Source organism: Streptomyces sp. ML-6 (genome assembly GCF_030116705.1).
In the GTDB taxonomy this organism is placed as follows: Bacteria; Actinomycetota; Actinomycetes; order Streptomycetales; family Streptomycetaceae; genus Streptomyces.
Genome location: NZ_JAOTIK010000002.1, coordinates 815851 through 835313, shown reverse-complemented (window position 1 = coordinate 835313; position 19463 = coordinate 815851). Strand labels below are relative to the sequence as shown.

Below are 19463 nucleotides of genomic sequence, written 5' to 3'. Positions count from 1 at the left end.
GGCCCCGGACCGTACGCGCCCCCGGGGTGAACTCCCCCTGGCCCGTGCCCTCGTGGCGCGGGGCGCCCCCGTCGTCCGGGCGGGTGCTCCACCGGCGCTCTAGTCGGGTCGAGGACGCTGGTCCCCCTCCACAGGACCGTAGCAGCCGGAAGGGGAGTGCCCTCCGTGGCAACCGCTGAGATCCGTACCGACGTACCGCAGTTCCTGCCGGTGGCCGGTCACCACGACCCCGCCCCCTTCTACCTCACCGCCGACATGTTCGGCGGGGTGCCGGTCCAGCTCGCGGGCGGGCCGATCGACCATCTGGTGGGCCGCCCCGTGGCCGACCCGCACCGGCACGAGGTCGCCGAGATCTACTTCCTCGTCTCGCCCAACCCCGGCGGCGCCCGCATCGAGGTGACCGTCGACGGCGAGACCCAACAGCTGTCGTCCCCGGCGCTGCTGCACGTCCCGGCCGGGGCGGAGCACCGCTTCCTCACCCTGGAGGCGGAGCCCGGCAGTTACTGCTTCGGCATCCTGCTGGGGGACTCCGCATGACGATCGCCGCTCCGCGTACGGGCCCGGCCCGGCTGCACCTGAGCGAGAACGCCCACGGCGCCAGCCCGCTGGCCCTGCTGGCCGCGCGGGAGGCCCTCGACCCGACGGCCGTCTACCCCGACCCGGCCCGCTCCGCACCCGCGCAGGCCGTCGCCGCACGGCTCGGCGTCGGGGAGCACCAGATCGCCGTCGCCAACGGCAGCGACGAGCTGGTGCTGCTGTCCGCGCTCGCACTCGGCGACCGCGACCGCCCCGGCGTCACCACCGCCGGCACCTTCCCCGGCTACCGCGTCTGCCTGACCGCCGTGGGGCGCGGCTGCGAGGAGATCCCGCTGGACGGCGTCCAGGTGGACGCGGACGCCGTCGCCGCCGCGATGGAGCGCGCGGGCATCGTCTACCTCTGTCACCCGCACAACCCCTCCGGGGCCGTCCTGGACCGGGGCCGCATGGATCTGCTGGTCGAGCGGGCGGCCGTCACCGGCACTCCCCTGGTGGTCGACGAGGCGTACCTGGAGTTCGCCCCGGCCGGCACCCCGCAGCTGCGTGACTACCTGGGCAGCGGTGCCCCGTTGCTGTCGCTGCGTACGTTCTCCAAGGCGTACGGGCTGGCCGCGCTGCGGCTCGGCTACGCGGTGGGCAGTGCGGAACTCGTCGCCCGGCTGCACGAGGTGCAGGGCACCATGCCGTTCAGTGCCAACGCCGTCGCCCAGGCCGCCGCCGTCGCCGCGCTCGCGGACCGCGACCACCTGGACGAGGTGCGCCGCCAGAACGCGCTGCAACGCGCCTGGTTCCGCAGCGAGTTGACGCGCAGGGGGCGACGATCGCTGCCTTCGGCCACGAACTTCGTGGCCGTCGCCGTCTCCGACCCGGCCGCCGCCGAACGGTTGTTGGCGCAGGATCATGACATCCTCGTCCGCGATGCCGGACGTTTCGGTTTCGCCGGACATCTGCGGGTGTCCCTCGGCCCCGCCAAGGACCTGGTGCGGTTGATGGACGCCCTCGATCTGATCGACCCCGTCCGCTGACGGGCCGTAACCCCCCTCAGGAGAACTTGTGACCCACGCAGTCATCGTCAACGACCGGCAGCAGTACGCCCTGTGGCCGAGCGGCACCGGTCTGCCCGAAGGCTGGCAGGCCACCGGCTGGACCGGTGGCGAGCAGGCCTGTCTGGACCGGATCGCCGAGCTGTGGAAGGACGGCCGGCCCGCCCCGGTGCGCCGGGCCGTCGCCGAGGACGCCGCCCGGCCCGCCGTGCAGCTGCTGGTCACCCCGCGGCTGTGGATGCGCGAGGTGCTGCCCGAGGAGGCCGGGCAGATCACCGAGGGCGGCACCGCCGGGCTCGAATGGCTGGGCGGCGCGCCCAGCGCGGAGACCCGGATCGCGGCGAAGATGCTGACGCGGGCCGCCGGTGCCGGGGTGCACGTGCCCGGCTGGGGCATGTACCTGCTGCTGCGCACGCAGGACGCCCGGGTGGTCGGCGCGATGGGCTTCCACGGCCCGCCGTCCGACGGCTCCGCGGAGATCGGCTTCGACCTCGACGGCGAGGCCAGGGGCCGGGGTTACGCCACCGAGGCGCTGCGCGAACTCGCCGCCTGGTCGCTGCGGCAGGACAAGGTCGACACGGTCGTCGCCACGACCACCGAGGACAACGTCGCCTCGCAGCGCGTCATGGAACGCGCGGGCTTCGAGCTGCTGCCCGAGCGCGATGCGGAAGGTCTGTTCGTCTACCGGCTCACCCGCTGACCGGCTGTCCGCCGGTCCGCCAGAGGAATTCCGAGGAACAAGGTGTCCCGTTCACTCCGTGCCGAGGCGGCCCCCGCGGACATGGCCGCCGAGCCCCTCCCCCAGCCCTACACGTACCGCCGTCACGAGGCGGTGGAACCGGACTGGCGCCGCTTCCCCGGGTGGCGCGACGTCACCGAGCGGGAGTGGTGCGACCCCCAGTGGCAGCGCGCGCACTGCGTCAAGGGGGCCGGGGAGCTGCGCGCGGTGGCGGGCCCCGGCCTCGACGACGCGTTCTACGACGACGTCGAGGCCGACCAGCGCGCCCACGCGACGATGCCGGTCCTGCTGCCGCCGCACGTCCTGAACACGATCGCCCCGCACACCGGGGTGGAGACGGCCGCCTGGTACGAGGACCCGGTGCGCCGCTACATGCTGCCGGTCGCCTCCGACCGGCACCCGTTGTGGCCGAGCCACCCGCTCGCCTCCCGCGACTCGCTGCACGAGGCGGAGATGTGGGCGGTGGAGGGACTGACCCACCGGTATCCGACCAAGGTCCTCGCCGAGCTGGTGAGCACCTGCCCGCAGTACTGCGGGCACTGCACCCGGATGGACCTCGTCGGGACGTCCACGCCGCAGGTCACCAAGTACCGCTTCGTGCTGCGCCCCGCCGACCGGCTGGACCGCATGATCGAGTACCTGCGGGCCACCCCGACGGTGCGCGACGTCGTCGTCTCGGGCGGCGACGTGGCCAATGTGCCCTGGCCGCGGCTCGCCTCGTTCGTCGGCCGGCTCCTGGAGATCGACTCGGTGCGGGACATCCGGCTCGCCAGCAAGGGCCTGGTCGGGCTGCCGCAGCACTGGCTCGCCCCGCAGGTCCTCGACGGGGTCGCGGAGCTGTCCGCGACCGCCCGGGCCCGCGAGGTGTCGCTGGCACTGCACACCCACGCCAACGCCGCCCAGCAGGTCACCCCGCTGGTCGCCCGCGCGTCCCGGGCCCTGCTCGACGCGGGCCTGCGCGACATCCGCAACCAGGGGGTGCTGCTCGACGGGGTCAACGGCACGACCGAGTCGCTGCTCGACCTGTGCTTCGCCCTGCTGGACACCGCCGGTGTCATGCCCTACTACTTCTACCTCTGCGACATGGTCCCCGGTGCCGAGCACTGGCGGCTGCCGCTCGCCCGCGCCCAGGAGCTCCAGCGTTCGCTCATGGGGTACCTGCCCGGGTTCGCGACCCCGCGGCTGGTCTGCGACGTGCCGTACGTCGGCAAACGGTGGGTGGACCAGGCGGACGGCTACGACCGGGAGCGCGGCATATCGTCCTGGACGAAGAACTACCGCACGACCGTCGACCACGACGACCCGGCGGCGCTCGACCGGGTGCACCACTACTACGACCCGGTGCACACCCTGCCCCGGCAGGGGCGGGCGTGGTGGACGAGTGCGCAGGCGCTGATCGGCGGGGTGTCGTGAGCACCGCGCTGGGGCTGCACCGGGTGCGCGAGCCGCGGGGGGTGCTGCCGCAGGCCGCCCTCCGGCTCGACACCGATCCGCGCCCGGCCCCCGACGAGGTGCGCATCGACGTCACCTGTCTGAACCTGGACGCGGCGTCCTTCCGGCAGTTGCGCGAGGCGCACGGCGGGGACGGCGACGCGGTGCGGGCGGCAGCGTGCGCGCTGGTGCGCGACCGGGGCAAGATGCACAACCCGGTGACCGGGTCGGGCGGCATGCTGATCGGCACCGTCGCCGAGGTGGGGCCCGAATCCCCGCTGGGGCTGCGGCCCGGCGACCGGGTGGCGACCCTGGTGTCGCTGACCCTGACCCCGCTGGAGATCACGGACGGGCTGCGCGACTGGGACGGCCGCGGCGAACGGGTCCCGGCGCGCGGGCACGCCATCCTGTTCGGCCGCTCCGTCGCCGCGGTCCTGCCGGACGACCTGCCGGACGAGCTGGCCCTGTCCGTCCTGGACGTGTGCGGTGCCCCGGCGCTGACCGGGCGGCTGGTCGCCTCGTACGCGCGGGGCGGTGCCGCCGCTCCCTCGGTGCTGGTGCTGGGGGCCAGTGGCAAGTCGGGTTCCCTGTCGCTCGCCGCCGCCCGCCGCGCCGGGGCCGGCCGGGTCGTCGGGGTGGTGCCGGACGCCGCCGAGGAGGCGGCCCTGACCGCGGCCGGTCTCGCGGACGAGGTGGTGCGGGCGGACGCGAGGGACGCCGTCGCCCTGCACGCCCTGCTCGACGGCCGGGGCGGCCCGGCCGACGTGACGGTGGTGTGCACGGACGTGGCGGGGTGCGAGCACGCGGCGATCCTGGCCACCCGGGACGGCGGCACGGTGGCGTTCTTCTCGATGGCGACGTCGTTCAGCACGGCCGCGCTCGGGGCCGAGGGGCTGGGCCGTGACGTCACGATGCTGATCGGCAACGGGTACCAGCCCGGCCACAGCGACCTGGCCCTCGGCCTGGTGCGCGAGGAGCCGGGGGTGCGTGCCCTGTTCGACCGGGTACCGGGAACGGCGGCCCGTACGACTGCGAACGTCGGGGCCCTGGGGAACGGAGCGGTCCGGTGACCGCCCCCGCGCCGCCCGTCCACGGCAAGCTGGACCTCGACCCGGACGTCGTCGCACGGGCCCGAGCCCTGGCCGTCCGCGCCGGACGCCCCGTCGTCGACCTCGCCCGCTCCCACACCACCGTGTCCGTCGAACGGGCCACGCTGCGGCTGGCCGGGCTCGACGGCGCCGACCCCGAGGGCATCCCCTGGGTGAACCGCCTCGTCGACGCCGTGGCCGATTCCGTCGGCCTGGAGCACGGCGTCTGCCTGCCGGTCTGGGACGCACTGCGCACCGGACCGTACCGCGACCTCACCGACCTGGCGGCGCACGCCGCCGCCCGCACCGTGCCGTTCCGCCTCCCCGAGGGCGCAGACGCCAAGGAGGCCGCCGCCGGGGCGCACCGCGCGGTCGCCCGCGGCCTGGCCGCCATCGATGCCCGGCGCGCCGAACGGGACCGCATGGTGGGCGAGTTGGGCGATCCGCCCGCGCCCTGGATCTATCTGATCGTGGCGACCGGCGACATCCACGAGGACATCCGGCAGGCCCGCGCGGCGGCGCGCGGTGGCGCGGACGTGATCGCGGTGATCCGTTCCACGGGCCAGTCGCTGCTGGACTACGTGCCGCAGGGCGCGACCCGGGAGGGCTACGCCGGCACCTACGCCACCCGGGAGAACTTCCGGCTGATGCGGGCCGCGCTGGACGAGGTGTCCGCCGAACTCGGGCGCTACGTACGGCTCACCAACTACGCGTCCGGGTTGTGCATGCCGGAGATCGCGGCGCTGGCCGGTCTCGAACGCCTCGACATGATGCTCAACGACTCGATGTACGGCATCCTCTTCCGCGACATCAACCCGGTGCGCACCTTCGTCGACCAGCGTTTCTCCCGGCAGTTGCACGCCCGCGCGGGCATCCTCATCAACACCGGCGAGGACAACTACCTGACGACCGCCGACGCGGTGGACGCCGCCCACACGGTGACGGCCAGTCAGCTGCTGAACGAGTACTTCGCGAAGGAGGCGGGCCTGCCGGACGGGCAGCTCGGCCTCGGGCACGCCTTCGAGATCGACCCGGACCGGCCGGACTCGTTCCGGCTGGAGCTGGCGCACGCGATGCTGGCCCGTGAGCTGTTCCCCGACGCGCCGCTGAAGTGGATGCCGCCGACCCGGCACATGACCGGTGACGTCTTCCGCGGCTACCTCCTCAACGGCTTCTTCAACCTGGCGGGGGCGCTGACCGGGCAGAGCATCCTGCTGGTCGGGATGATGACCGAGGCCGTCGTCACCCCGTTCCTGTCCGACCGCGACCTGGCGTTGCAGAACGTCCGTTACGTCCTGGGCTCGGCGGGTTCGCTGGCCGAGGACTTCCGCCCCGCCCCCGGCGGTTTCATCGCCCGGCGCGCCCATCACGTGCTCGACGAGGCGGTCGGTCTGCTGGAGCAGATCTGCGACCGGGGCCTGCTGGACGCCATCGGGCACGGCACGTTCGGCGGGATGCGGCGCCCCGCGGACGGCGGGCGGGGCGCGGACGGCGTCGTGCGCCGCGCACCCGGCTACCGCAATCCGGCCACCGACCTCCTGGAAGGAACCGAGGCCCGATGAACACCGACCCGTGGGCCCCCGGGCCCCGCCCCGAGAACCGGCCCGGCCCGCCCAAAAACCTGCCCAAAAACCTGCCCGAGGACCTGTACGAGAGCCTGTACGGCGGCCCCTCGAACGGCCCGGGGGGCGGTCCGGAGAGCACTCCGAAGGCCGACACCATCATCCGCCCCTACGGCGACACCACCGACGACGGCATGGTGCAGCTGTCCTTCACCCTGCCCCTGCCGCACGGCCCGCGTGCCGAGGGCGCCGCGCTCCAACTGGCCCGTCGCATGGGCATGGAGCGCCCCCTGGTCGTGCACAGCAAGGCGGTCGGCGGCACCGACTTCAGCTTCTTCGTGGTGTACGGGGCCGTCGCCCACACCGTGGACCTCGACCGGGTCGTGGTGGCCGAGCGCGACTACCCGCTGCTGTCCGCCAAGGAGGCCGACGCGGCGGTACGGGACCGGCTCGGCCGCAGACTCGTGGTGCTGGGCGCCTGCATCGGCACGGACGCGCACACCGTGGGGATCGACGCGATCCTCAACATCAAGGGTTTCGCCGGCGAGAAGGGGCTGGAGTACTACCGGCAGATGCGGGTCCTGAACCTGGGCGCGCAGGTCCCGGTCGGGGAGCTGGTGCGCCGGGCCGGGTCCGAGCGCGCCGACGCCGTCCTGGTCTCGCAGGCCGTCACCCAGCGGGACGCCCATCTCACCAACGTCCGGGAGCTGAGCGCCGAACTGCGGGCCTCGTTCGCCGAACACGAACGTCCCCTGCTCGTGGTGGGCGGCCCCCGCTTCGACCCGGCCGCCGCGGCGACGCTGGGCGCGGACCGGATCTTCGGCCGCGGCACCACGCCGGGCGACGTCGCCAGCTATCTGGTGCACGCCCTGGTGCCCGCCGCCGCCCCCGCCGTGTCCGCAGCCGTTCTGGAGGACGTCGGATGAGCGACACCCCACCGCCCGTCTCCCCCGCCCACCTGGGAGGTCCCATGAACACCCGCCCCGAGAACGGTCCGGGCGGGCTGCCCGGACTGGACCGGCTCGCCGATGACGTCGGCACCCTGCTGGACGCCATCGGCCGGCCCCCGGCCCGCCCGGCGGAGTCCGCCGATCGCCTCGACACCCGGTTCACCGCGGTGGCCGCCCGCCATGCCGCCCGCACCGCCGTGTCCGACGCCGAGGGCGAGCTGAGCTACCTCGAACTGGAGTGGCTCGCCGACGCCGTCGCGCAGCGCCTGGAGGGCCGCACCGGGCCCGGCCGGCTGGTCGCGCTGCGCGCCGCCCGCACCCGGTACGCCCCGGGGGCGGTCCTCGGCATCCTGCGTTCCGGTGCCGCGTACCTGCCCGTCGACCCCGGTTATCCGGTGGCCCGGCAGGAGTACCTGCTGGAGGACGGCGCGGTCGAAATGGTCCTGTCCGACAGCGGTCTGCTGGCGGACGAGACGCCGATCGCCAAGGCCGGCCCGTTCGTCCTGGCGACCCGTGCCGTGGCCGGTGCGGGCACGGGCACGGCGCCGGCCGGGCCGAGGGTGCCCGAGGACACCGCGTACGTCATCCACACCTCCGGCTCCACCGGCGCCCCCAAGGGCTGCGTGGTCGGGCACGGCCAGGTGCTGGCCCTGCTGGACGCGGCCGTGCCGCTGCTGGGCACGGGCCCGGACGATGTGTGGACGCTGTTCCACTCGCCGAGTTTCGACTTCAGCGTCTGGGAGCTGTGGGGTCCGCTGCTGTACGGCGGGCACGCCGTCGTCGTCGACCGCGAGACCGCCACGGAGCCCGCCGAGTTCGCCCGGCTGCTCGCGGACCGGGGCGTCACCGTCCTCAACCAGGTGCCCTCCGCCTTCGGCAACCTGGTCGTCGAGGCCGCCGCCGAGAAGGCCCGGCTGCCCGCGCTGCGCCGGGTCGTCCTCGGCGGGGAGGCGCTGGTGCCCGCCGACGTGCGGCGCTGGTGGGACTCCGGGATCGCCCCGGACGCCGAGCTGGTCAACATGTACGGGATCACCGAGACCACGGTCCATGTCACGTACTGTCCGCTCACCCCGGCCGTCCTGGCGGGCGCGGGGCCCGGCCGCACCCCGATCGGGCGTCCACTGCCGCATCTGTCGGTCGCGTTGCGCGACGCCGAAGGCCGGCCCGTGCCGCCGGGCGGGCGCGGCGAGATGTGGGTCGCCGGCAGCGGGGTCGCCCACGGGTACCTGGGAAGGCCGGAGTTGACGGAGCAGCGCTTCGTCGACGCGGGCGACGGTTCCGGCCGCCACTACCGCAGCGGGGACTGGGCCGTGGCCGACGAGGACGGGCTGCTGCACTACGCGGGCCGGCAGGACGGCCAGGTGAAGCTGCGCGGTTTCCGCATCGAGCTGGGCGAGGTCGAGTCGGCGCTGCGCGCGGTGCCGGGGGTGTCGGGCGCGGCCTGTCTGGTGACGGAGACCCGGCACGGTGACCAGTCGCTCACCGCGTACATCGTGGCGGAGCGGACGGCCGTCCCGGCGAGCGCGGTACGGTCCGCACTGGCCGCGCGCCTGCCCGCGCACATGGTGCCCCAGCGGGTGTGCCATCTGGACCGGCTGCCGGTGACGCCCAACGGCAAGCTGGACCGGGCGGCACTGGCCGCGTAACGGGGAATCCGGGGCCTGAGCCGCTGACGGATCCGGCCCCGGCGTCCGATCCGGTTCGCCGGGGCCGACCACCGCTCCGGGTGACGCCCGGCCCGGCTCGGTGTCCCACCGGATCACCTCATGAGTTCCGGTGAACGAGAACGCCCCCATGTCCTCTACATGCCAGCCGCGGAACTTGACAATTACGCCTTACGCATTACCGGTCCGGAATAACAATCCGGCACGGATCAATACCGACGGCACCATTTCGACGGCCTACTCGACAAGCACAATTCCCGCTGCTACGGTCGCTCGCCAATCGGGCGGCCACTCCAATTCCTCGCGGTGCGGCCCGGGTTGCCCCGGAAGCTCCTCATGCCCGTAATTCCGCAAAGGAGGCGCTCATGCGCCGCGGCATCGCCGTCGCTCTGACCATGTTCCTCGCCTGCCTGGGGGTCACGGTTCCGCTCGGGTCCGCGCACGCGGCCCCCGGCGCCCCGTTCAAACTCCCCTATCCCGCCGGATCGGCGTACACGATCACACAGACGCCGGGCAGCGGTTATTCGCACAACGACGACTACAACCGCCATGCCGTCGACTTCGCCATGCCCACCGGAACTCCGATCGTCGCTTCCGCGGCCGGCACCGTCTACTTCGAGGGATGGTCGACCGGCGGGGGCATCATGGCGCTGATCGACCACGGCAACAATCGGTGCAGCCAGTACGCCCACCTCAATTCCACGATCGTCGACGCCGGGCAGAGAGTGGCGCAGGGCCAGCGGATCGGCACGTCCGGGGCCACCGGCAACGCGACCGGTCCGCACCTGCACTGGAACATCGTCCACTGCAACAGCCAGCTCAGCCGCGAGATACCCAACTCGGTGGAGACCGGCACCCATTACCCCACCGGCTACGCACCGGTGAGCCGGAACGGCCTGCAGACGCTCTGGCCCGACGGTGAGCGGGTGTCCGACTTCAGCGGCGACGGCAAGTCCGACGTACTGGGCGTCAACTCCTCGGGGAACCTGCTGTACTACCCGCACAACGGCACCGGCCTCAGCAACCCCGTGAAGATCGGAAACGGCTGGGGCACGTTCAAGCACGTCATGGCCGCCGACTGGAGCGGCGACGGTGCCGCGGACGTGCTCGGCATCGACGGGTCGGGGAGGCTCCTGTACTACCCCAACAACAGCTACAAGCTCACCGCCCCCACGCAGATCGGGCAGGGCTGGGGCACGTTCAAGCACGTCATGGCCGCCGACTGGAGCGGCGACGGCAAGGCCGACGTACTGGGCGTCGACGGGTCGGGGAACCTGCTGTACTACCCGCACAACGGCACCGGCCTCAGCAACCCGGTGAAGATCGGGCCGGGTTGGGGAGCCTTCAAGCAGGTCATGGCCGCCGACTGGAGCGGCGATGGCAGGGCCGACGTACTGGGCGTGGACGCGTCGGGGAACCTGCTGTACTACGCGCACAATGGTGCCGGGCTGAGCAGCCCCGTGAAGATCGGACACGGCTGGGGCACGTTCAAGCACGTGTTCGCCTCCGATTTCAGTGGGGACGACAGGGCCGACGTACTGGGCGTGGACGCGTCGGGGAACCTCCTGTACTACCCGCACAACGGCACCGGGCTGAGCAGCCCCGTGAAGATCGGACACGGCTGGGGCACGTTCAAGCACGTGTTCTGATCCGCCCTTTGACCCGTTCGTGGTGTCCTGTACCGACGAGTACGGCCACCGCTCCGCGGAGCGATGGCCGTACTCGTGTCCGTAGCCGGTGGTCGTCGGTGGGCGGGATCAGGAGCGGTGGTGGTCGGGCTTGTACGGCCCTCGGCCTCGCCCCCGAAGGCGTCGGGGTGGAGGCGGGCGACCTTGAAGGCCGGGAAGTCAGCGGGCGGCTGCGAGGGCCTGTGCACTCCTTGTGCCCCGAATTCCCTGAGTGCCCTGAGTACTCCGGGCAGTACGGGCAAGGTGGGTGTGCTGGAGGTTCCGGTGGATCTCCAGCGTCGCGGTGGACCGGTTGAGCGTGATGTAGTGCAGCCCTGGAGCGCCTTCGGCGAGCAGGCGGTCGGCCATGGCGGTGGCGTACTCGACACCGATGCGGTGGCCGTCGGCCGGATTGTCGCGGGCGGCGTCCAGGCGCCGGGCGAGGTCGTCGGGGAAGGTGGCGTTGCTGAGTTCGGCGAAGCGGCCGATCTGGCGTACGTCGGTCGCCGGCATGATCTCGGGAATGATCGGTGTGTCGCAGCCCGCGGCGGCGACCCGGTCGCGCAGGCGCAGGTAGTCCTCGACCCGGAAGAACATCTGGGTGATGGCGTAGTCGGCGCCCGCGCGGCACTTGGCGAGGAAGTGCCGGATGTCGTCCGCCCAGTCCGCCGAGCGCGGGTGCCGTTCGGGGAAGGCCGCCACACCCACGCTGAAGTCGCCCGACCGGCGTACCAGCGAGACGAGTTCATGGGCGTGGGTGAAGCCCTCCGGATGCGGGGTCCAGGGGGCGGAGGGGTCGTCGCCCGGCGGGTCGCCGCGCAGGGCGAGCACGTCGCGCACGCCCGCGTCCGCGTACTGGCCGATGATGTGGCGCAGTTCGGCGGTGGAGTGGCCGACCGCCGTCAGGTGCGCGACCGGCCGCAGTGTGGTCTCGGCGGCGATGCGCTTGGTGACCTCGACGGTGCGGTCCCGGGACGTGCCGCCCGCACCGTAGGTGACCGAGACGAACGTCGGGGCCAGGGCCTCGATCCGGCGGATCGCCTCCCACAGCGTGCGGGTGCCGGCCGCCGTCCTCGGCGGGAAGAACTCGAAGGAGAACGAGGGCGTACCGCTCGCCAGGAGTTCGGGCAGTGTGGTCATGGCCTACGGCCTCCCGCGTTGAAGTATCTCGCTTCGGGGTGGTGGATGACGATGGCGTCGGTGGACTGTTCGGGGCAGAAGGGGTCGGCAACGAGGCCATGGACGTACTCCCTGGGATGCGGGGGACGGAGTGGCCCGACCGGTCAGAGACCGGCCGCGGCCTTCAGCCGCTGGGCGCGGTCGGTGCGCTCCCAGGTGAAGTCGGGCAGCTCGCGGCCGAAGTGGCCGTACGCCGCGGTCGGGGAGTAGATCGGGCGCAGCAGGTCGAGGTCGCGGATGATCGCGGCCGGGCGCAGGTCGAAGACCTCGCCGATGGCGTGCTCGATGCGGTCCTGGGCCACGGTGCCGGTGCCGAAGGTCTCGACGAACAGGCCGACCGGCTCGGCCTTGCCGATCGCGTACGCGACCTGGACCTCGCAGCGGGCGGCGAGGCCGGCCGCGACGACGTTCTTGGCGACCCAGCGCATCGCGTACGCCGCCGAGCGGTCCACCTTCGACGGGTCCTTGCCGGAGAAGGCGCCGCCGCCGTGCCGGGCCATGCCGCCGTAGGTGTCGATGATGATCTTCCGGCCGGTCAGACCGGCGTCGCCCATCGGGCCGCCGATCTCGAAACGCCCGGTCGGGTTCACCAGCAGCCGATATCCCTCGGTCTCCAGCTTGATGCCGCTGTCGGCGAGTTCGGACAGCACGTGCTCGACGACGTGCCGGCGGACGTCCGGGGTCAGCAGGGTGTCGAGGTCGATGTCGGAGGCGTGCTGCGAGGAGATGACGACGGTGTCGAGACGGACGGGGCGGCTGCCCACGTACTCGATGGTGACCTGGGTCTTGCCGTCGGGGCGCAGGTACGGGACGGTCCCGTTCTTGCGGACCTCGGAGAGTCGGCGCGAGAGGCGGTGGGCCAGGTCGATCGGCAGGGGCATCAGGGACGGGGTCTCGTCCGTGGCGTAGCCGAACATCAGCCCTTGGTCACCGGCGCCCTGCTGGTCGAGCTCGTCCCCCTCCCCACCTGCGGCGGAGCCCTGGAGGCGCTGCTCGTAGGCGGTGTCGACGCCCTGCGCGATGTCGGGCGACTGCGCGCCGATGGACACCGAGACGCCGCAGGAGGCACCGTCGAAGCCCTTGCCGGAGGAGTCGTAGCCGATTTCGAGGACCTTGTCGCGCACGAGGGCCGGGATGTCGGCGTAGGCCTTGGTCGTGACCTCGCCCGCGACGTGCACCTGGCCGGTGGTGATCAGCGTCTCGACGGCGACGCGGGACCGGGGGTCCTCACGGAGCAGTGCGTCGAGGATGGTGTCGCTGATCTGGTCGGCGATCTTGTCGGGGTGGCCCTCGGTGACGGACTCCGAGGTGAACAGGCGGCGGGACATGGCTCTCCAGAGGTGTGAGGTCCGTTGAACGGTTCGAGGTCCGTCGAACGGTCGGTCGTCGGCGGGCCGGACGGCCCGGGGACCGTCCGGCGGGCGTCCGGCGGATTCGTCATCCGGCGCGTTCGGCGGCGGATTCGAGCAGTCGGGCGAGGTCTGCGGCGGAGGTCGCGGTGCCGGTGAGCACGATCAGCGGCGGTCGGCCGCCGTTCTCCGCGATCAGCCGGGTGATCCCGTACGCGGCGACTCCGCAGCCGGTGAAGCCGCCGAGCACCAGGGGGCCGCCCGCGTCGATCAGCGGTCGCAGCGCGTCGTACCCGGCCCGCGCGTCGTCCGGCGGGGTGCCCAGCAGCACGAGGGCCTCGGGGCCCCGGTAGGAGCGGGCGAGCAGGTCGTGACGGAAGCGCGGGGTGCTGTGTGCCGGGACGAGGCAGACGGTACCGGCGCCGGGTTTCCGGGACGGCCGCAGGGTGATGATCGCGGACGCCCCACCGGGGCCGGTGCCGGCCCCGGTCCCGGGCCCGACTTCGGTGCTGTCCCCCGCTTCGGATTCGGCTCCGTCGTCCGTGGCCGGGCGGGCTTCCGCCCCCGTGTCCGTGCTCGCGTCCGCGTCCGCTGCGGACAGGAGTTCCAGCACCTCGGCGACGGTGGTGAACTCTCCTGCGACCCTGGGGAGTTCGTCCAGCAGATACGCGGCGTGTGCCAGGACGCCGCCGATACCGGCCAGTCGGTCGCGGTCGTAGGTGACGGTCATGACGAGTCCGCCCGCTTCGTCGTGGTGGGCGGCGAGCGTGAGAGGGAAGGCCGTGCGGGCGCCGAGCGTCTCCGGGGGGCCCACCCGGATTCCCCGGGCGGCGAGTTCGGGGGCGAGGTCGTCCGTGTTCCGGGGCCGGCCGTCGAAGGCGACGAGGCTGCCCTCCGGTCCGGTCGGCCGGTCCGGGGTTCCGGTCCAGCCGCGGATGCGGCCCGCCGAGGCCCACTCGTACGCCGCCATGTCCAGCGCCCGGTCGCGCAGCAGGGCGAGCAGCCCGGGCACGCTCGCCCCCGGGTCGACGACGACGGACATCGGCAGCGGGTTGCGCAGCGAGCCCGGCAGGCGTTCCACCGAGTCGAACGGGATTCCGCGGCCGGACACGGTCACGCTGAAGCGGACCGGCCGCGGGTCGGCCGAACCGGTGGCCCGGTACAGCAGCAGCGCCCACACGGCCTGGAGCGCGCCGCTCTCGGTACTGCCCCAACCGGCCGCCCAGGCGCCGAGCCGTGCCGTCCGGGCGGCGGTCAGGCGCAGCCGGGTGCGCCCGGTTCCGGTGCCCGTGCCGTGAAAGTCGGAAGCAGGTGTGTCGGAGGTGGCGGGGAGCGGGGAGTGCGCGGCATCGGGCGGGGGTGCGGCGTCCGTCCAGAACTCCCGTGCGGGGCCGATGTCCTGGCGGGCGAGCCACTGCGTGTAGTCGCCCATGTCGGGGCGGCGTTCCCCGCCGGGCAGGACGCCGTCGGCCAGGTAGGCGCGGTAGAACTCCCGCAGCAGCAGGCGTGCGCTCCAGTCGTCGAGCAGCGCGTGGTGGTAGGTGAGCAGCACCCGGGTGGGCGGGGCGGTGACCGACACGACGGGGCCGCCGCCCAGCACGGTCACGCGCAGCGGTCCGGGGCGGCGCGGGTCGAGGCCGCGTCGCCGGTCGTACTCGACCACCGACGCCCAGTCCTCGGTGCTGTGCGGCAGCCGTACCACTTCGGCCCGGACCCGGTCGTGCACCACGATCCGTGGTTCGGGGCCGTCGTCGAAGGCGGAGCGCAGCACGCTCTCCCGGTCGAAGAGGGACTGCCAGGCGGCGGTGAAGCGTTCCGGGTCGAGCGGGCCGTGCCAGTCCCAGGCGAGCTGCTCGACGTGGCGCCCGGTGCCCGGGTGCGCGTCGGCGTCGGCGAGCAGTTCGAGCTGGAGCGGGCTCGCCCCGGCCGTGCGCACGCAGCGGCCCGTCAGGGGCGGGTCCGTGAGCAGGTCGGCCAGCAGTCCGGCCGGGAACTCCCCGGGGGCGCCCATGGTGAGTCTCAGGGTGTGCAGGCCGGGGCCGTGGGGCCGGAGCCGGTGCTGCCAGGCCGGGCCGTCCGGCCGGCGGGCGGCGAGCCGGTCCAGTGCGGCCTCCAGGCTCCGGGTGTCCAGGGGGCCGCGGAGTTCCAGGAACGGCGGAGCGTCATAGGGGGGTTCCCCGGGGTCGACGACCACGGTCATCGGTCCATCCGGAGAGACCTGCGACATCGGTGAGAAATGGTTGGCGGTCATGATGTGTTCGGGGCGCGCACCCCCCCTCCCTCCCCTCTCTGCGAGCACGGAACGAGTATGCGAGGCCCGCCCATACGGACCTGATACGGCGCTGACACGGCGATGGGCCGGGATCTCCGGCCATCGGCACGGTGTTCGGTGGAGCGGACTCGGTGTTGCGGCGTTGCGGTGCTTCGGTGAAGCGGGTTCTGCGTTCGGTGGTGCAAGTCCGGTGGTTCGGTGGTGCGGATTCGGACGGTGCGGGTAGAGCCGGTCAGGGGGACGGGCTGAGCGGTCGGCGCAGTCCGGCCTCGAACGCGTAGACCACTGCCTGGACCCGGTTGCGCAGGCGCAACTTGCCGAGCAGGTTCTGCACGTGCGTCTTGACCGTGTGCTCGGAGAGCGTCAGCGAGCCGGCGATCTCCGTGTTGGTCAGACCGTGGGCGAGCAGGCCCAGCACCTGCCGCTCGCGGTCGGTGAGCTGTTCGGGGCCGACGTCGGAGATGACCGGGGCGGCGGGCCCGGTCCCGGGGGCGGTCGCGGGTGACGGCCCGTCGGACCGGGCCGCGACGGTGTACCCGGCGGCGGTCAGCACGACGGCGGAGGCGAGCTGGGCGGCGGTGACGGTGCCGGGCAGCCGGCTGTGCGCCGGGCCGGGGACCGCTGCCGGTTCCGGGCCGCCGATGGTGAGCAGCCGGCAGTCCGGCGGAAGCGTTCCGGGGTTCGGGGTGCCGTGCGCGAGGACGACGTCCGGGCCGGCGGTGGCGATGTCGTCGGGGCAGGTCTGCCCCGGCTCGCCGTCGCCCACGACGTGGATGGCGGGCCTGCCGTCGAGCAGTGCCCTGATGCCGCCGCGGGCCAGGGCGTCGGTGCCCAGCACGTACACCCGTACCGTCGTGGTCGCTCCGGCCGCGTGCGGCGCGGCGGGTGGTGCACCGCCGGGCAGTACGCGCAGGGTGGCGCGGCGGGCCGCGAGTGCCGAGAGGTCCCTTTCTCCCACGACCAGCCTCCTCGTTCTCCGTATCCGCAACCGTTCCCCGGCACGCTAGCCGGGTACGGGGGCGGGGCCGGATTTCTCCAGCCGCCCTGGACGGATCCGCGAACGGCCCTGTGGGCCCGCCCGCGACGGAGGGACCGGGAACGGCCCGGTTACCAGTTAAAGGAAATTTCCGGTAACCGGCCCCACGGTGTCAGTCGGGGTCGAGGAGTCCCGCGACGGCCCCCATGAACCCCTCGTCGAGCATGGTGCGGGCCGCCGTGTCGCGCGAGGTGTCCAGTCCGGCGTCGTGGCAGGCCACGCTGACCAGGTAGCGACCCAGCACGCGACGGGTCGTGAACGCCCATTCGCCGCGCGCGGCCGGTGTGCCGTCGGGGGCGAGCAGCCCGCCCTCGCCGATGCCGAAGCCGAACTCGGTGAAGCCGAGCCGCAGTCCCTGGCCGAGTGCCTTGGTGTACGCCTCCTTCAGGGTCCACAGCCGCAGCAGCTCCGCCGTGCGTTCCGTCTCGGACAGTTCGGCGAGGGCCGCGCGCTCGGTGGGGGTGCAGACGTGGCTCTGGAGGAGTTCGAACGACATGTGCCGGTCGGCGGGTTCGGCGTCGACCCCGATCCGGCCGCTGCGGCTGATGCCGACGGCGATCAGGTCGTCGGTGTGGGTGAGGCTCACGTCGATCTGGTCGAGGCCCCGCAGATAGGGCCGTCCGCCGATCTTGTACGCGAGGTCGAGTTCGGCGGGTCCGGTGCCCAGCGCGGCGGCGGCCGTGAACTTGGTGGCCAGCCGGGAGGCGACGAAGCGGAAACGGATCGTGGGGTCGGTGGTGCGCCGGTAGCGCTGCCAGTCCCGGCCGAGCAGCGGGCGCAGCGAGGGGTCGGCGAGGGCTCCGGTGAGCCACTCCCCCCAGGTTGTGTGGATCACGGCGTTGCCGCGCAGGTCCATTCCCTCCCGTACCAGGTCCCACGGTCCGTCGGGGCCGCTGACGTGGATCGGCTCGGTGATGCGTTCCTCGGTCGGTGGCGGGGGCATCGGCTGTTCGATGGCCCTCACGTCGCCCGCGCCCGGTATCCCTGTCATCGGCTCTCTCCGCGTCAACGGTCTTTCCTCCCCTGCTCGTTGCTCCGTCGGTGCCTGCCCGTTCACCGGGCCAGGGCGATGGCGTCCAGGTCGCAGCTGCGGCCCGTGCGGTATCGGCGGACCAGTTCGTCCAGTACCTGTGCCGGACAGCCGTCGGGCAGGTCGGGCACGGGCATGCCGAGGCGTTCGCCGAGGCGGGACAGGGCGAGTACCGCCCAGGCCGGGTCGGCGAGGAACGGGTCCAGGCCGTCCTGGCCCTCCCACACGCCGAGCACCGCGGCGGCGGCGACGATGAGGCTGTAGCGGTCGCTGAGTACGCAGACGGCGGGGTCGGCGAGTGCCGTGGTGCCGTACGCGGGGAGCCGGCGGCATTCCTCGCGCAGCGCCCGCAGTTCGGTGACGAAGCCCTCGGCCAGCTCGGCGAGGGCGGCGATCTGGCCGCCGAGGCCGCGGGACGCGGCGAGGCGGGCGGCGGAGCCGACGAGGGAGGCGGCCATGAAGTCGCCACCGCCCGCGATGCCCAGCGCCCGGTAGTCCAGGGCGGGCAACTCGGCGCCCCGGCGGAACAGTTCGGGCGGCGGTTCCTCCTCCGCGAACCAGGAGCGTTCGGCGAGGCCGCGCAGTTGCGGGACGATGACGGCCTGGCAGGAGGCGGTTCCGGCGTGGCCGAGCCCGGCGACCGGCAGGTCCCGTACGAGCTTGTCGAGTGCGCCGTACTCCGGGTTGTGGTGCTCGTAGCCGCGGGCGCCCAGGACGGTGGAGAGTTCCTCCAGGTTCTCGCGCAGCAGGTCGGGCACCACGTACTTGACGGCCGCGGCGAAGACGTGGGCCCGGGCGGGCAGCAGGCTCAGTGCGCGCAGGACGACGGTGGCCATGCTGTCGCAGGCCAGCAGGTCGGCGAAGACCCCGGTCAGTGGTTTGTGCCAGCGGCGTGCGATGGTGCTGCGTCCGGTGGTCGCGGCCCGTACGGCGGAGTGCAGAACGGTGTCCGCGGCTGCGGTGACGACGCCGCAGATGAGGCTGCGGTTGACCTGGAAGGTGCGCAGGGCGAGGGGGACGCCGTCCCCGGTTTCGCCGACGCGGGCGTCGTCGGGGACGGTGTGCCCGGCGAACTCCAGTCCGGAGAAGAGGGCCCCGCGCATGCCGGAGGTGGGGACGCGCGGCAGGTGCCGTACGGCGGTGCCCTCGTGCCGGCCGCGGTCCAGGAGCAGCACGGAGTGGCTGTGCGGTCCGCGGGCCGGGTCGGTGCGGGCGTAGACGACCTGGGCATCGGCCCGCGCGGCGTTGATGATCACGTCCTTGCGGCCGTCCAGCCGGTATCCGCCGGGGATGGTGCGGGCGGTGAACTCGTGGCGCAGGATCGCGTTGGAGTGGGCCAGTTCGTGGTGGAGGATCGTGGCCCGGCCGCCGCCGAGCAGCAGGTCGGCGACGCGGCGCCGCTGTTCGGGGGTGCCGGCCGCCCAGACGGCGCCGGAGGCGAACAGCGAGATAATCCCGGAGCCGAAGCCGAGGGCGACGTCACGGCGGAAGACCGGGCGCAGGACGCGTGCGAGCAGGTCGGCCCGGGTGAGCCGGCCGCCGTGCTCGACGGGTACGAACTCGGCGCCCAGTCCCGTCCCGGCGAGCAGGTCCTCCGTGTCGGCGGGCGGAATGTGCCGGGCGTCGGCGGCGAACAGCGCGCGCAGCCCGTGCGGGTTGGCGGGGTCGTAGGGATCGCCGAGCAGCGTCTCCAGCCGGGTCGCGCGCGTGCGCGCGTCGGCCTCCCACCGCCTGCGGTCGGCATCCGTGGTCTCGATGGTCTCGGCAGTGATGGTCATGGCAGCGGGTGTCAGCTCCGTCGTCGCAGGATGCGCGCCAGGTATCGCGCCCGTACGCACGACCCTGACGGCAGCGGCTCGCGCCGCGCTGGAGCGGAACTCGACTCGTCGTCCGCGATTTTCCGAACGGCCGCCGAG

At 73.2% G+C, this 19463-nt stretch carries 15 protein-coding genes; 9 read left to right on the top strand and 6 right to left on the bottom strand.

Going from position 1 to position 19463, the window contains the following annotated elements; genetic code table 11:
- Positions 1-165: 165 nt before the first annotated feature.
- From OCT49_RS37370 to OCT49_RS37330, 9 genes are all read left to right on the top strand, one after another.
- Positions 166-537 carry a cupin domain-containing protein gene (locus OCT49_RS37370; protein WP_148838570.1) on the top strand — a complete coding sequence of 124 codons (372 nt, stop codon included), beginning with the start codon at positions 166-168 and terminating at the stop codon, positions 535-537.
- Entirely contained in the window at positions 534-1562 is a 1029-nt protein-coding gene (locus tag OCT49_RS37365; RefSeq protein WP_283856615.1) for a pyridoxal phosphate-dependent aminotransferase, read from the top strand. Before OCT49_RS37370 ends, OCT49_RS37365 begins: the two co-directional genes overlap by 4 nt.
- Positions 1563-1590: 28 nt before the next feature.
- The gene (locus OCT49_RS37360) at positions 1591-2280 is read left to right on the top strand and encodes a GNAT family N-acetyltransferase (RefSeq protein ID WP_283856614.1); all 690 of its coding nucleotides are present in this window, start codon (positions 1591-1593) and stop codon (positions 2278-2280) included.
- Positions 2281-2322: 42 nt separating this feature from the next.
- The gene (locus tag OCT49_RS37355; RefSeq protein ID WP_502963513.1) at positions 2323-3732 is read left to right on the top strand and encodes a KamA family radical SAM protein; all 1410 of its coding nucleotides are present in this window, start codon (positions 2323-2325) and stop codon (positions 3730-3732) included.
- A complete protein-coding gene (kdd, locus tag OCT49_RS37350) occupies positions 3729-4820 on the top strand; it encodes an L-erythro-3,5-diaminohexanoate dehydrogenase (protein ID WP_283856613.1) in 1092 nt (363 codons plus the stop codon). Before OCT49_RS37355 ends, kdd begins: the two co-directional genes overlap by 4 nt.
- Positions 4817-6400 carry a lysine 5,6-aminomutase subunit alpha gene (kamD, locus tag OCT49_RS37345; protein WP_283856612.1) on the top strand — a complete coding sequence of 528 codons (1584 nt, stop codon included), beginning with the start codon at positions 4817-4819 and terminating at the stop codon, positions 6398-6400. Before kdd ends, kamD begins: the two co-directional genes overlap by 4 nt.
- A complete protein-coding gene (kamE, locus tag OCT49_RS37340; RefSeq protein ID WP_283856611.1) occupies positions 6397-7326 on the top strand; it encodes a lysine 5,6-aminomutase subunit beta in 930 nt (309 codons plus the stop codon). The genes kamD and kamE overlap by 4 nt, the downstream gene beginning before the upstream one ends.
- A complete protein-coding gene (locus tag OCT49_RS37335) occupies positions 7323-8996 on the top strand; it encodes an amino acid adenylation domain-containing protein (RefSeq protein ID WP_283856610.1) in 1674 nt (557 codons plus the stop codon). The genes kamE and OCT49_RS37335 overlap by 4 nt, the downstream gene beginning before the upstream one ends.
- 383 nt (positions 8997-9379) lie before the next feature.
- Positions 9380-10663 carry a peptidoglycan DD-metalloendopeptidase family protein gene (locus OCT49_RS37330; protein WP_283856609.1) on the top strand — a complete coding sequence of 428 codons (1284 nt, stop codon included), beginning with the start codon at positions 9380-9382 and terminating at the stop codon, positions 10661-10663.
- Between the two features lie 198 nt (positions 10664-10861).
- Here the strand turns inward: OCT49_RS37330 and metF are convergent, their stop codons facing one another.
- The 6 genes from metF to OCT49_RS37300 form a co-directional block, all read right to left on the bottom strand.
- Entirely contained in the window at positions 10862-11821 is a 960-nt protein-coding gene (metF, locus tag OCT49_RS37325) for a methylenetetrahydrofolate reductase [NAD(P)H] (RefSeq protein ID WP_283856608.1), read from the bottom strand.
- Between the two features lie 143 nt (positions 11822-11964).
- Positions 11965-13188 carry a methionine adenosyltransferase gene (gene metK / locus OCT49_RS37320; RefSeq protein ID WP_283856607.1) on the bottom strand — a complete coding sequence of 408 codons (1224 nt, stop codon included), beginning with the start codon at positions 13186-13188 and terminating at the stop codon, positions 11965-11967.
- A gap of 109 nt (positions 13189-13297) precedes the next feature.
- A complete protein-coding gene (locus tag OCT49_RS37315; protein ID WP_283856606.1) occupies positions 13298-15409 on the bottom strand; it encodes a condensation domain-containing protein in 2112 nt (703 codons plus the stop codon).
- A 304-nt stretch (positions 15410-15713) separates the two neighbouring features.
- Positions 15714-16439: a response regulator transcription factor gene (locus tag OCT49_RS37310; RefSeq protein ID WP_283856605.1), complete on the bottom strand. Its 726-nt coding sequence runs from the start codon at positions 16437-16439 to the stop codon at positions 15714-15716.
- 190 nt (positions 16440-16629) lie between these two features.
- The gene (locus tag OCT49_RS37305; RefSeq protein ID WP_283856774.1) at positions 16630-17460 is read right to left on the bottom strand and encodes a 4'-phosphopantetheinyl transferase family protein; all 831 of its coding nucleotides are present in this window, start codon (positions 17458-17460) and stop codon (positions 16630-16632) included.
- A gap of 110 nt (positions 17461-17570) precedes the next feature.
- Positions 17571-19325 (bottom strand): acyl-CoA dehydrogenase family protein, encoded by a 1755-nt coding sequence (locus tag OCT49_RS37300; RefSeq protein WP_283856604.1) that lies wholly within the window; start codon positions 19323-19325, stop codon positions 17571-17573.
- Positions 19326-19463: the final 138 nt, after the last annotated feature.

Coding starts and splice junctions, on each gene's coding strand:
- OCT49_RS37365 (WP_283856615.1), top strand. CDS start 534: ATGACGATCGCCGCTCCGCGTACGGGCCCGGCCCGGCTGCACCTGAGC.
- kamE (WP_283856611.1), top strand. CDS start 6,397: ATGAACACCGACCCGTGGGCCCCCGGGCCCCGCCCCGAGAACCGGCCC.
- OCT49_RS37335 (WP_283856610.1), top strand. CDS start 7,323: ATGAGCGACACCCCACCGCCCGTCTCCCCCGCCCACCTGGGAGGTCCC.
- OCT49_RS37330 (WP_283856609.1), top strand. CDS start 9,380: ATGCGCCGCGGCATCGCCGTCGCTCTGACCATGTTCCTCGCCTGCCTG.
- metF (WP_283856608.1), bottom strand. CDS start 11,821: ATGACCACACTGCCCGAACTCCTGGCGAGCGGTACGCCCTCGTTCTCC.
- metK (WP_283856607.1), bottom strand. CDS start 13,188: ATGTCCCGCCGCCTGTTCACCTCGGAGTCCGTCACCGAGGGCCACCCC.
- OCT49_RS37315 (WP_283856606.1), bottom strand. CDS start 15,409: ATGACCGTGGTCGTCGACCCCGGGGAACCCCCCTATGACGCTCCGCCG.
- OCT49_RS37305 (WP_283856774.1), bottom strand. CDS start 17,460: ATGCCCCCGCCACCGACCGAGGAACGCATCACCGAGCCGATCCACGTC.
- OCT49_RS37300 (WP_283856604.1), bottom strand. CDS start 19,325: ATGACCATCACTGCCGAGACCATCGAGACCACGGATGCCGACCGCAGG.